This window comes from Pseudomonas sp. Tul2A7 (assembly GCF_054790505.1).
In genome coordinates, this window is the sequence record NZ_CP186499.1 from 6,486,580 (window position 1) to 6,501,255 (window position 14,676).

A 14,676-nucleotide genomic window follows, 5' to 3' on the forward strand; every position below is an offset into this window, starting at 1 on the left:
AAAAAAAAGGCCGACGCTGTTGGGCGACGGCCTTTTGTTTCTTTCTGTGTCAGCTTGTTTGCGCAGCCTTGGCGGCCTGCAACTGTCGCGCCTGCTCAGCCAGACGGGCCTTTTCCTCAGGACTCATCGCCTCCATGCGCAGGCGCACCTGAGCCATTTTCTCCAACTGCCCCGGGCTGCTTTCCACCGCACGTAACGCCAGCGCCAGCGACGCCACGGTCGGATGATCGAAAACCAGTCCCGGATGAATTTCGCATTGCAGCAACTTGCGAATACCGGCGACCAGTTTGATCACCAACAGCGAATGGCCTCCGGCCGCGAAAAAGTCGCGCTCGATGCTCAAGCGTTCAAGCCCCAGCAGTTGCGCCATGCGCACGGCGAGCAATTGCTCCAGTGCATCACGCGGCGCAACGCCTTCGTCATCCGCTGCCGTAGCGGCCAATTGTTGCAGCGCCTTGCGATCGATCTTGCCGTTGGCCAGCCGTGGAAAACGCTCGATCAGTTGCAGATGCTGCGGCACCATCACGGCGGGCAGACGTGCACTCAGTTCGGCACGTGCGGTGTCGAGCAGACTCGCTGTGGCGCCCTGCTGCGGCACGATAAACGCCAGCAGACCTTGCTCGGTCGACGCGGCAGGCAACACCAGCGCTTCGGCAACCGCCGGCAGGCGCAGCAACTCGGCTTCGATTTCCGCGAGTTCGATACGGAACCCGCGCACCTTGACCTGCTGATCGCGCCGACCGTGCAACTGGATCGCTCCGTCCGTGCGGTAACGCGCCAGATCACCCGTGCGATACAAATGCTGCGCCGCATCGAACGGACTCTGGATGAACGTCTGAGCATCGGCCTCGGCATTCAAATAACCACGGCACAATTGCGCACCGCCCAGGTACAACTCGCCCAGCACACCGACGGGGGCCAAACGCAAATCAGCGTCCAGCACATACACCTGATTGTTGCCCAGCACATGGCTCAGCGCCGAGCAATCGCTGGCCGTGCCGTCCAGTGGCAGTGGCAGTGGCAGTGGATGAATCATCACGCCGACGGTGGCTTCGGTCGGGCCATAGTGGTTGAACACCCGGCAATCACTGCGCAGCCGCGCAATGCGCTCGATCAGCGTCGGCGCAATCGGTTCGCCGCCCAGCACCAGCGTGTGCGGCAAGGTTGCCTGCTCATTGTCGAGCAGCGCCGCAAGGTGCGACGGGACGATTTTCAGGCAGTCGACCTGATGCTGCTGCAGGTACTCGGCGAACAAGGCGCCGTCCTGCATCTGCGCATCGCTGGCAACATGCAGGGTCGCCCCGTTGAACAACGCCCCGAACAACGCCGTGTTGCCCAGATCTGCCGCGACAGTGGAGCTGAAGCCGATGTTTTTGCACTGTTCCAGACCCAGTGCCTGACTGGCCTGAGCGACGTAATTGAGCAATTGCCGATGCTCGATCACCACACCTTTAGGCATGCCGGTAGAGCCGGAGGTGAACAGCACATAAGCGATGTCGGTGCCTTGCGTCGCAAGCGCGGGCAACGGCGCGCCCGATGCGCCGAGTTCTGCCAGCGTGTGAGCTTTGTACGGCTGATCCTGCCAAGCCGTGACGTGCGCCGTATCGGTCAACAACAGTGCGGCGCCGGCCTGTTCCAGCATCAATGCCTGACGCGCCTGTGGCCACTGCACATCCAGCGGCAGATACGCGCACCCGAGGCGCCAGCTCGCCAACATCGCGATCACCAGATCCGCCGAGCGTGGCAACGCCAGCGCAATGATCGAGCCTGCGCTGACACCTTGATGGTTCAAACCCTGAGCGGCGCTTTCGACGCGGGCCTGCAACTGACCGTAGCTCAATGACTGCTCAGCGTCGGTCAAGGCGATAGCGTGCGGCGTACGCAGCGCCAGATCAGCGATGCGCTGAGGCAGATAACGCTGATCAGCCAGCGCCTGTATCGCCGGATTGATTGCCAGCAAGCGCTGTTCGGCGGCGCGGCTGAGCAGGTTGAGTTGCGCCAGTGCGGTGTGCGGCGCATCGACAATCGCGCTCAACAGCACATCGAACTGTTCCAGTACGGCGTTGGCTGCCGCTGGCGAATAGCGCGAAGCGGCGTACTGCAGACCAACACCGGCAAGACGCTGGTTTTCGTCCAGTTGCACTTGCAACAACAACTCGAAAGCGTCGGCCTGCACCTGCACGGCGTCAGCCACGCTCCAACGCAGACCGCCGCTGCTCGCGGCAACGCCGATCTGGCCAAGGCTGAAGCCGTAAGCCGGGCGCGCGGCTTCAAGCGCCAGTTCCGGCGTCCAGTATTCCTGCCAGGTGCGATGTTCTTCGACACGCGCCGCCAGTTGCCCCAGCCAGTCACTGAAGCGCGCGCTGCCAGGCAGATCCAGCGAGAGCGGCAAGCTTTTCTCGAACACGCCAACGGCGTTGGCGAAATACTCATAGTCGGCACGGCTGTCATGCCGCAGACCGACCAGTGCGTGATCGAGCCCGCTCAAACGCCCCAGCAACACCCACCACGCGCCTTGCAGCAACGTGGCGACTGGCTGACCGAGCTGCTCGGCCAGCGCTTGCAGAGCATCACGCTGCGCCGACTGCAGATTCAGCGATAGGCGCGAATCGGCGGCACTTGTTTCAATGCTGGCGCTGCGAGCGGCCAGCCATGGCGTTGCGATGTCCGTCTGCACACCTTGCAGGTGCTGCTGCCAGTAGGTACGCGCGCTGGCAGCGTCTTCATCGAGCACCACCTCACTGCGCCATTCCAGATACTGGGCGAATTCCCCCGACTCCTCGTCTTCGGTTGGCTGAACCCCGGCGTACGCTTGCTGCACTTGTTGCAGCACAAGGCTCAACGATGGCGCGTCGGCACTGTAGCGAGCAATGCCCAGCAGCAGCTGCCATTGCTGGGGCGCCAGGCGATAAAGCACGGCCTGGACACTGGCTGATTCGCCGATGACAAAGGCGCGCTCCAGCGATTCGCTGATTTGCGCCTGAACGTCCTCGGCGCGCTGCTCGCCGGCATGGATCGTCAGCGGGAAGCGTCCGGCGTCGGCCGCAGCCTGACGCAAACCGTGAAAACCGCTGACCTTGTCCAGCCGCGCCAACAGCATCGGCTGTTGTGCCAGTACGGTATCGAACGCGGCCTGCAAACGTTGCGGGTCAAGATCTCCGTCAATGACAACGCTGAGCCAGCGCAAGGCCTCGCCACAGGTGGCGGTGTTCGACAGGCGCTCAAGCAGCGCCTGTTGCTCAGGCGTCAGGGCGAAACCCGGATCCTGCTCGTCCTTCATGACTTCGCTCATGCGCCGCTTTCCTCGGTATTCAATGCCGCCCGGGCGTTGCTGGCCGGGCGCTCCAGGCTGCTGTGGTCGTACATGTCACCCATGGCGACGACAATCTTGCGCGGCCCCTCGAACGGATCGCGGGCATGCGCCACCAGCATGTTGTCGAGCAGAATGGCATCGCCTTTCTGCCAGTCGAATCGCACGGCGCACTCTTCGTACAGCTCGCCAATGCGCTGCATCACGTCGTCTTCGATCGGTGTGCCGTCGCCGTAATACACGTGACGCGGCATGCGCTCGGCGCCGAACATCGATAGCAGGTCTTCACGCACATCCGGCTCCAGCCAATAGATGTGGTGCAACTGCACCTGATTGAAAAATGACTTGGCGCCGGTGATCGGGTGACGAATGATCGCCGGCCCCGGTGTGCGGGTTTGCAATTCGTTGTTGTCGAGCCAGCGCCACTCGATACCGCCCGCGCGGCAGCGGGCTTCGACTTCGGCACGGTCTTCGGTCTTGAAGAAGTGCTGCCACGACACGTCGAGGTTGTCGGTGAAGGTGCGCACATACAGCAAGCCTTTGGACTCGAACTTGTCACGCAGCTCTGCCGGCAGTTTTTCGTACATCAAGCGGCAGTCCACTACCGGCGTTGCACCGCCGACCGGCGCTGCTTGCTCGCAATAGAACATCTGCTTGCGCGGCCAGCGATCCTGGTGCGAGCTCTCGTTGTGGAACAGGATCATCTTGCGTTCCGGGTACGGCGTGGAGCGGTAGGTATTCTTGCCGCCCTCCTTCTTCGGCAGATCGCCGTATTGACCGTACAGGCCTGGCTGGATCGCTTCGGCGAACGCTTCAAAACCCTGAATGCCGTCGAGCTCGAAACCGCGGAAGAGAATGCCGGCGTGGGTCGCCAGTTTTTCTTCGATCAGCGGCCGGTTGTGCTTGATCCACTCGATCAAATCCAGCTGCGGCTCGTTCGGTTCCATCAACAGCGGGAACGGCTGCGGCGCAGCGATCAGCGATTCGCGGATCGGCGCCGGGCGAACCTTGGCCACCGGGGCGGCGCCACGCTTGAGGAACTTGCCCAGTTTGTCGGCCTTGGGTCCGGGGGCAGCGGGTTTGGCCGCCACTGCTAAATTGTCGACTGGCATGCTGATAGCTCCCAATTGAATGTCCTGATCAGCGACGATCTGTTCCAACAGGGCTATCCAGGCCTGCACCAGGTACTGAATGCGCTCGTGTCCGAACAAGGTTGTGGCGAATTGCCAATTACCCAGCAATTGCCCTTCTTCTTCGTCAACGAACAATGCCATGTCGAATTTAGAATGGCTCTGCAGCGCCGCCAGCGGCTCGACGCTCAAACCGCCCATGGATTGGGTACGGCCCGGCAGGTTGTTCATCACGAACAACACTTGCACCAACGGGTTCATGCCCTTGTGGCGCGGCACGCCACAGGATTCGACGATCATGTCCAGCGGCAGGTCCTGATGCTCCAGTGCGCCGAGCAAGGTGTCCTGAGTGCCCGCCAGGAAAGTCGAGAACGCCGTGTCGGCCGAGAAGCGTGAACGCAACGGCAAGACGTTGACGAAGAAGCCGATCAGTTGCTCCAGCTGCGCCTGCTCGCGCCCGGCGACGTCGGCGCCGACCAACACATCGTCGCCGCCGCTGAATTGATGCAACAGCACCTGGAACGACGCCAGCAGCGTGCTGTAAAGGGTCACGCCCGCATCACTGGCAACCTTGCGCAAGGCCTGGCTCAAATCCTTCGGCAGATGGAACTGCACAGCATCACCGTCGTACGACGCCACCGGCCCGCGCGGGGTGTCCAGCGGCAGGTTGAGCTGCCCGCTGTAGCCACTTAGTACATCTCTCCAGTAATCCGCCTGCTGGCCGAGAATGCCTTGGCGTTCCAGTTCCTGCTGCCACAGGGCAAAGTCGGAATATTGCACTTCCAGCGCCGGCAACGGCGTGGTGTCACCGGCCTTGCTCAACTCATGGATCTGCACCAGTTCGTTGACCAATACGCCCATCGACCAACCGTCGGAAATGATGTGATGCATGGAGAACAGCAGCACATGCTCGGTCGGTGACAGATGCAGGATGCGCCCGCGCCACAATGGCGCCTGCTCCAGATCGATCGGTGTCCGTGCGTTATCCAGCGCGGCCTGCGCGACCTGTTCTTCCTGGGCACTGCGCGACAGACCGGACAAATCGAGCAACGGGAAGTCGACGTCGACCTGCTCGGCAATCAGCGCAATCGGATCACCTTCGTCATCCTGCGAGTACGCGGTGCGCAACACTTCATGACGGCGCACCACTTCGGCAAAACTGCTCATGAAGCGCTCGACCGACAGCTCACCGCGCAAGCGCAGGGCCAGCGGCATGCCGTAGGCCGAGCTGCCGCCGGACAATTGTTCGGCGACCCACAAACGACGTTGCACCAACGACAGCGGTGCCGTCGACTTGGCGCCCCAGGCCTTCAGTGGAACGGCCTGACTGGCCGTCCCGCCGAGGGTCGGTGTCTGCTCCTCGGCCATCCAGGTGGCCAGATCCTTGAGGCGCGGATAATTGAACAGGTCGCGCAGGCTCAACGCGCCGCCGGTCAAATGGCGCAAACGCGAGACGGCCTGAGTGGCCAGCAGCGAGTGCCCGCCCAGTTCGAAGAAATGATCTTCGCGGCTGACCTGATCGAGTTCCAGGACGTTCTGCCAGATGGCTGCGATCTGCTGTTCCAGTTCACCGACCGGGGCAACGAAGTCACCCGCCGCGACAAACGCGTCGACGCTCGGCAAGGCCTTGCGGTCGACCTTGCCGTTCGGCGTCAGCGGCAGGCTGGCGAGGAACAGCACGTGCGCCGGAATCATGTAGTCCGGCAGGTGCGCCTTGAGTCGCGTCTTCAGCGCTTCGCGCAGCAGCGCTTGCGCGGCCGCATCGGCGCTGGCCACGGTCGCGTCATCGACCACCACATACGCCACCAGTTGATGGCTGGAGGCGATCGGTTGCGCCACCACCAGTGCCTGGCTGACGTTGTCGATCTGCAACAGACGCGCTTCGATTTCGCCCAGCTCGATACGGAAACCGCGCACCTTGACCTGGTGATCGATACGCCCGACGTATTGCAACGTGCCGTCGCCCAGATAACGGGTCAGGTCGCCGGTGCGGTACATACGCTCGCCATTGCCGGCGAACGGATTGGGCACGAATTTCTCTGCGGTCATCGCCGCCCGGCCCAGATAGCCACGGCTCAGACCGGCACCGGCCAGGTACAACTCCGCCGACACACCCTGCGGTGCCGGTTGCAGATCGCCGCCCAGCACATAACTGGCGGTGCGGATCATCGGTCGACCGATGTTCGCCGTGCCGCCTGCCTCTCGACGGGTCCAGGTGGAGTAAACGGTATCTTCCGACGGGCCGTACAAGTCGAAGATATCGGCGATGGTCGCCTGTTGATACAGGGTGTCCACCAGGTTCTGCTTCAGCGCTTCGCCGCACAGGTTGATGATGCGTACGCTGGCAGGAATATCGCCAGAGTCCTGCAAGGCATTGATTGCTGACGGCACGGTATTGATCAGACGCACCTGATCGCGCGCCGGCAAGTGCGGCAACTCCAGTGCGTTGCGCGCAATGATCAACGAACCGCCATTGGCCAGGGTGACAAACAGCTCCCACACCGACAGGTCGAAACACACCGACGTCGAAGCGAGCACACCTTGAATGTCCTCGCGGCTGTAGAGGTGCTTCGACCAGTCGCTGAGCGCCATGATGTTGGCATGGCTGATCGATACGCCTTTGGGCTTGCCGGTGGAACCAGAGGTGTAAATCACGTAAGCAAGATTGTTCACATTCACGTCGGTGACAGGCGCGACCGTGCTGTAGGCCGAGAGATCCAGTTGATCCAGCAGCAACACTTGCATGTCGCTGGCGAGCGACAGGGTGGCCGCCACATCGGTCTCGGTCAGCAGCACGCGGGCGCGGCTGTCTTCAAGCATGTAGGCGACCCGATCCGCCGGGTAATCCGGATCCAGCGGCACGTAGGTACCACCAGCCTTGAGGACCGCGAGCAATGCCACCAGCAGATTGTCGGAGCGCTGCATCGCCACACCGACGCGCACTTCGGCGGCGACGCCGGTGCTGATCAAACGGTGCGCCAGGCGATTGGCCCGGGCATCGATATCGCCATAAGTGAAGGACTGCTGGCCGAACGTCACGGCGCGCGCGTCCGGCTGGGCAGCGACCTGACGCTCGATGGCCTGGTGGATGCAAATCGGCTCAAGGTCAGCGGTTGTCTGCGGATTCCAGTCACGCAGAATACGTTGCTCGTCGCCTGCCTCCAGCAAGTTCCACTCGCCCAGGCAGGCATCGACGCTGGCGTGCATGCCGCTCAACAGTTGCTGCAACTGTGTCGCCAGTTTGATCACGGTACTGGCGGCAAAGCTTGTGTGCTGATAGCTGAAATGCACGGTCAGTTGCTGATCGAGGTTGACCATCAACGTCAGCGGATAGTTGGTCTGCTCATACCGGTCAACCTCGCCAAAGCGCAGATCCGCCGATTCGGCTTGCTGCAAGGCTTCGGCAATCGGGTAGTTCTCGAACACCAGAATGTTATCGAACAACGCCTCACCGCTCTGCCCTGCCCAACGCTGAATATCGAACAGCGGTGTGTGCTCTTGCTCGCGCAGCAACAGGTTCTGTGCCTGCACCTGTTGCAGCCATTGCGGCAACGACTGTTCGGCACGTGGGCTGGCAATGATCGGCAAGGTGTTGATGAACAGCCCGATCTGGCCTTCGACGCCATTCAACTGCGCCGGTCGCCCCGATACCGTGGCGCCGAACGTGACAGTGTCCTGCCCGGTATAGCGTTGCAACAGCAACAGCCACGCGGCTTGCACCAGCGTGTTGACCGTGACCTTTTGCGCCCGGGCAAAACTGTTGAGTTCGGCGGTCGCGTGAGTGTCGAGGGTCAGCAGGTATTCACCCTGACCAGTGGCGGTTGCATCAACGAGGTGCGGCACGGCATCGGCCAGATACGTCGGTGTCTCGAAGTCGGCCAGTTGGCCCTTCCAGAAGTTTTCCGTGACTTGCGCATCCTGCTGCGCCAACCACTCGATGTAATCGCGATAACGCCCCGCCCCCATCGCCGGCGCGTGGCCGTGATAGCGCTGCAATACATCGCCGAGCAACTGCGAGTTGCTCCAGCCGTCCATCAGAATGTGGTGCGAGGTGTAAATCAGATGGAAGCGCTCAGCCGCCACCTGCACCACGACCAGGCGCAGCAACGGCGCCGCGTGCAAATCAAAACCTTGCAGGCGTTGCTCAAGCTCCAGGGCTTTCAGGGCTGGCGCCAGGTCGCCGCGATCACGCCAGTCGAGCACGCTGAACGGCACTTGCAAGCCTTTGTGCACCACTTGCAGGGCGTTGGGCAGATCGCCTTCCCAGACAAAACCGCTGCGCAGCACTTCGTGGCTGTCCATCGCCGCTTGCCAGGCATCGCGGAAACGCTCGACCTGCAAGCCATCGACGGCCACACACATCTGGTTGATGTAATCACCGGACTGTTGGGCGTAGAGGGTGTGGAACAACATGCCCTGCTGCATCGGCGACAACGGATAAATGTCTGCAATCTGCTGTGGGCGGGTTGGCAAGCCGTCGAGCTGCGCCTGGGTCAGGCCGGCCAGCGGGAAGTCCGACGGCGTCAGGCCTTCGACTCCCGGGGTCAGGCAATGCTCGATCAAAGCGGCCAGTTCTTCGGCGTAATCCGCCGCCAGTGCTTCGATCACGGCGTTGTCGAAACGCTCGCTGCTGAAGGTCCAGCCCACGCGCAATTCGCCGCCATACACCTGACCATTGAGGGTCAGCCAGTTGCCCAGCGGCGCGTCCGCGCTCTGATCGAGGCCGGCATTGTCCGGCGCCGGAGCGAACAGCGCGCCGTCATCGCCCTCGAAACTGCCGTCGAACTGGCCGAGGTAGTTGAAGGTGATGCGCGGCGTCGGCAACGCGCGCAGGCTCTGTTGTGCCTGAGCATCGCCAAGGTGACGCAGTGCGCCGAAACCGATGCCCTTATTGGGGATCGAGCGCAGTTGTTCCTTGATCTGCTTGATCGACTCGCCCGGCGTAGCCGCGGGGGTCAGACGCACCGGGAACAGGCTGGTGAACCAGCCCACGGTGCGGGTCAGATCGACACCGTCGAACAGCTCTTCACGACCATGGCCTTCGAGCTGAATCAGCGTCGACGTCTGCCCGCTCCAGCGCCCGATCACCCGCGCCAATGCGGTCAGCAACAGGTCGTTGACCTGAGTGCGATACGCCGCCGGCGCTTCTTGCAACAGTTGTCGGGTCAGCTCCGCGCCCAGTTTGGTCTGTACCGTCTGCGCCAGTCTGTTCTGCTGACCGGCGTCGATGCGCTTGCACGGCAGATCGCTGCCGACATCACTCAGGCACGCCTGCCAGTAAGCCAGTTCCTGTTGCAACGCTGCGCTGTTGGCGTAGCGCTGCAAGTGCTCGCTCCAGTCCTTGAAGGCGCTGGTTTTCGCCGGCAGCTTCAGTGGCTGACCGTCGAGCAATTGCTGATAAGCGTTTTGCAGGTCTTCCAGCAGAATCCGCCACGACACACCGTCGACAGCCAGGTGATGGATCACCAGCTGCAAGCGCTGCGTGCCATCGGCCAGATTCGCCAGCGCGGCGCGCAACAGCGGCCCGTTCTGCAAATCGAGGCTGCGCTGCGCGCGGTTGCCCAAGGCTTCCAGCGCAGCCGCATCGGCGACGTCTTCCTGCCACAGCAGGTTGTGCGGCTGATCTTCAACAGCGCGGTGCTGGGCCTGCCACACGCCGTCGTGCTGAGTGAAGCTCAGGCGCAAGGCATCGTGATGCGCGACCAGCGCGCGCAATACTTGCTCGATTTTCTCCGCGTCCAGCGGCTCGCGCGGTTGGAGCAGCACCGACTGGTTCCAGTGATAACGCTCAGGGATTTCGTCGTCGAAGAACTGCTGCTGGATCGGCAGCAGCAAAGCCGCGCCGGTCACCGCTTGTTGGTCGATGCTCGTTTCGTCGTCGCCCAACTGCGCGACCAGCGCCAGACGCTGAATGGTCTGGTGCTGGAACAAGTCCTTGGGATTGAGGCGAATGCCGGCCTGCCGTGCACGGCTGACCACTTGAATCGAAATGATCGAGTCGCCACCCAGTTCGAAGAAGTTGTCGTTGAGGCCGACTTGCGGCAGCTTCAGCACGTCTTGCCAGATTGCCGCCAAACGCTGTTCCAGCTCGCTTTGCGGTGCCTGATAGGCCTGCTGAGCCTGACTGGCATCCGGCGACGGCAACGCGCTGCGGTTGAGTTTGCCGTTGGCGGTCAGCGGCAATTGCGCGAGCAGCAACAGGTGCGCCGGGATCATGTGATCCGGCAGGTTTTCCTTGAGCTCGGCACGCACGCGGTCACGCCACTGCGCCTGTTCCGCTGGGCTGGCGTCGTGCAGCGTGGCATCACTCGGCACCAGCCAGGCGACCAGTTGCTGACCGCTGAGACCCGGTTGCGCCAGCACCACGGCTTGGCGTACGGCAGCCTGTTCGAGCAGTTGCGCTTCGATTTCGCCCAGCTCAATTCGGAAACCGCGAATCTTCACCTGATGGTCGATCCGCCCGATGTATTCGATCACGCCGTCGGCGCGATAGCGCGCCAGATCACCGGTGCGATACAGACGACCGCCGTCAGCGGCAAACGGATCGGGAATGAAACGCAGCGTGGTCAGGTCGGCACGGTTCAGATATCCACGAGCCAGACCGGCGCGACCGACGTACAGCTCACCGATGCAGCCCTTGGCCACCGGGTTGAGATCGCCGTCGAGCAAATACCACGACAGGTCCGGAATCGGCTCGCCGATCGGGCTGCTCGCGTCGCGCTGCAAATCGGCCAGCGACAACGGCCGGTAAGTCACGTGCACGGTGGTTTCAGTGATGCCGTACATGTTGATCAGTTGTGGTGCCTGATCGCCGAAACGCTCGAACCACGGGCGCAGGCTCTTCACTTCCAGTGCTTCACCGCCAAACACCACATAACGCAACGCCAGCTGTTGCGCGGCATGTTCCGGGGCGCAGGCCACTTGCATCAGTTGCTTGAACGCCGAGGGCGTCTGGTTGAGCACGGTGATGCCTTCGCGGCACAGTAAAGCGAAGAAATCTTCCGGCGCACGGCTGACCTCGTAAGGCACCACCACCAATTTGCCGCCGTACAGCAGCGCACCGAAAATCTCCCAGACGGAGAAGTCGAAGGCGTAGGAATGGAACAGGCTCCAGACATCCTGCGCGCCGAAATCGAACCACGCCGCAGTGGCTTCGAACAGGCGCAGCACGTTGCGATGGGCGAGCAAGGTGCCCTTGGGCTGGCCGGTCGAGCCCGAGGTGTAGATCACGTACGCCAGGTTGTCGGCGCTCATGCGCACGTGCGGGTTGCAGTCACTGTAGCCTTCGAGATCTTCACGATCCTGGTCGAGCATCAGACTGCGTACGGAGTCCGGCACTGGCAGACGTGCGAGCAAATGGCTCTGGGTCAACAGCAGGCCGATGCCGCTGTCGCCAATCATGTAGCTCAGGCGTTCTTCCGGGTAGCTCGGATCCAGCGGCACGTAAGCACCGCCAGCCTTGAGAATGGCGAGCAGGCCGACCAGCATGTCGAGGCTGCGCTCTACCGCGAGGCCGACGCGTACGTCCGGGCCGACGCCGCTGGCGATCAGCTTGTGGGCCAACTGGTTGGCACGGCTGTTGAGTTCACCGTAGCTCAAGGATTGCTCGGCATACGTCACGGCAACGGCTTGCGGTGCGCGGGCGGCCTGGGCTTCGATCAAGTGATGCAGGCACTGCTCGTTAGGGAAATCGGCCACGGCCGGGTTCCATTGCAGCAGCGTCGCCGCGCGTTCGGCGGCGTCGTGCAGCGGCAGTTCGGCAATGCGCTGGCCGCTGTCGGCGACGATGCCGTGCAGCAGATTCGTCCAGTGTTGCGACAGGCGCTCGATGGTCTCGACGTCGAACAGGTCAGTGGCGTAGGTCAGCTCGGCCCAGACGTTGTCGGTCGATTCGAAGGTGTTCAGGGTCAGGTCGAACTGCGCGGTATTCGACGCCCAAGGCAAGACTTCGATGTGCAGTTGCGGCAGGCGTGTCGCGCCCTGTGCCTGACGCGCCTGGCTCTGGTGGTTGTGCATCACCTGGAACAGCGGGCTGTGGCTGAGGCTGCGTTCCGGTTGCAGCGCATCGACCAGTTGCTCGAACGGCAGATCCTGATGCGCCTGAGCGCCGAGCACGGTGTTCTTCACTTGCTGCAACAGGCCGCGGAAGGTCTGTTGGCTGTCGAACTCAGCCTTGAGTACCTGAGTGTTGACGAAGAAGCCGATCAGGCCCTCGGTCTCGACCCGGTTACGGTTAGCCACCGGCACGCCGACACGGATGTCGGCCTGACCGCTGTAGCGGTGCAGCAAGGTCTGGAACGAGGCTAGCAGCAGCGCGAACAGGGTGACGTTTTCACGTTGCGCGACTTGCTTGAGCGCTGTAGCCAGTTCGCGGCTCAGCGGGATGTCGCGACGGGCGCCGCGATAGCTTTGCTCGGGCGGACGCGGACGGTCGGTCGGCAGCTCCAGCAACGGTTGATCGCCATCGCCGAGTTGCGCGGTCCAGTAGCTCAATTGACGCTCGCGCTCGCCGGCGTCCATCCACTGTTTCTGCCACACGGCGTAGTCGGCGTATTGCACCGGCAGCGTTGGCAAATGTGCGGTCTGACCCTGACTGTACGCGGCATACAACGCCACGAGCTCATCGACCATGATGTTCATCGACCAGCCATCGGAGACGATGTGGTGCAAGGTGATGACCAGCGCGTGATCATCGGCGGCCAGACGCAGCAGCTTCACTCGCAGCAACGGGCCTTGCTGCAGGTTGAACAGGTGCAGGGTTTCTGCGGCGACCAGCGCTTGCAGCGCCGCGTCGTCGAGCCCCGCCACGTCCTGCACTTGCAGATCCAGCGTGCCTTGGGCCTGGATCACTTGCAGGGTCTGGCCCTGCTCTTCGACAAAGCAGGTGCGCAGGGATTCGTGGCGCGCGATCAGCGCATTGAAGCTTTGCTGCAACGCCGCCAGATCCAGTTCGCCGCGCAGACGCAGTGCGGCCGGAACGTGATAAGCGCTGCTGGTCGGTTCCAGTTGCCAGAGGAACCACTGACGCTCCTGCGCATAGGAAAGCGCCATCGGTTGCGTACGCGGCAGCGCGACAATCGCCGGTTCCTGAGTGGCCTGATCGACACCCAAAGCAGCAACGAAATCTTCCAGCGTGCTGTGCTCGAACAGCGTGCGCAGCGGCACCTGAACGTTCAGCGCCTGACGCACTCTCGAGACTACTTGGGTCACCAGCAAGGAGTGGCCGCCAAGGTCGAAGAAGTTGTCACTCAGGCCGACACGCTCAAGCTTGAGCACCGCTTGCCATATCTCGGCGACGGCGTGTTGAGTCGGGGTTTGCGGCGCGATGTAGGTTGACTGCAACTGGCTGGCGTCAGGTGCCGGCAAGGCCTTGCGGTCGACTTTGCCATTCGGGGTCAGCGGCAATTGCGCGAGGAACAACAGGTGCGCCGGCACCATGTATTCCGGCAGCTCAGCCTTCAGACTGGCTTTCAATTCAGCGCGCAGTTCGACTTCGTCAACAGCACTGGCGGACGGCACCACATAGCCGACCAGTTGCGGACCGGTCGGGCCGTCCTGAGCGACCACCACGGTTTCTCGCACGCAGCCCAATGCAAGCAAACGCGCTTCGATCTCGCCGAGTTCGATACGGAAACCACGGATTTTCACTTGATGGTCGATGCGCCCGATGTACTCGATCACGCCTTCTGCGCGATAACGGGTCAGGTCGCCCGTGCGGTACAGACGCGCACCGTTTGCCGAGAACGGATCCGGCACAAAACGTTCAGCGGTCAGGCTCGGACGCTGGAAGTAACCACGGGCCAGACCGTCACCGCCGATCAGCAATTCACCGGGTGCGCCGAGCGGATTGAGCTCAAGGTCGCTGCCGAGAATGTACAGCGCGGTGTTGTCGATCGGCGTGCCAAGGAACGGACGGCTGTGGTCCGCGTTCAGTGCATGTTGCGCCGACCAGATCGTGGTTTCGGTCGGGCCATAGAGGTTCCATACGCTCGGCGTCAGCGCCAGCATGCGATTGGCCAGCTCCTGCGGCAGCGCTTCACCGCCACAGAGGAACGTGCGGCCCTTGAGAATTGCTGCGTGTTCGTTGTCGAGCAGCATGCGCCAGGTCGATGGCGTGGCTTGCAGCACGCTGACGGCATGACGCTCGATCAGTTCGAGCACCGCTTGCGGATCCTGATGCACATCCTTGCCGGTCAGCACCACACAGGCGCCGGCGAGCAATGGGCCATAGATTTC

2 protein-coding genes (1 of these 2 only partly in view) are annotated in these 14,676 nt (G+C 62.4%); both read right to left on the reverse strand.

The annotated features are described in order from the left end of the window. Positions 1-49 precede the first annotated feature (49 nt). On the reverse strand, positions 50-3,292 hold the full coding sequence (locus ACOYXJ_RS28930; RefSeq protein ID WP_460367149.1) for a non-ribosomal peptide synthetase: 3,243 nt from the start codon (positions 3,290-3,292) through the stop codon (positions 50-52). Then, on the reverse strand, positions 3,289-14,676 hold the 3' portion of the coding sequence (locus ACOYXJ_RS28935; protein WP_460367151.1) for a non-ribosomal peptide synthase/polyketide synthase. 2,139 nt of this gene lie beyond the right edge of the window; only the last 11,388 of its 13,527 coding nucleotides appear in the window; its start codon lies off the right edge, out of view — the gene reads right to left on this strand; the stop codon is at positions 3,289-3,291. Before ACOYXJ_RS28935 ends, ACOYXJ_RS28930 begins: the two co-directional genes overlap by 4 nt.

Bases quoted from the DNA above. Each gene is read 5' to 3' on its own strand.
- ACOYXJ_RS28930 (WP_460367149.1), bottom strand. From the start codon at position 3,292: ATGAGCGAAGTCATGAAGGACGAGCAGGATCCGGGTTTCGCCCTGACG.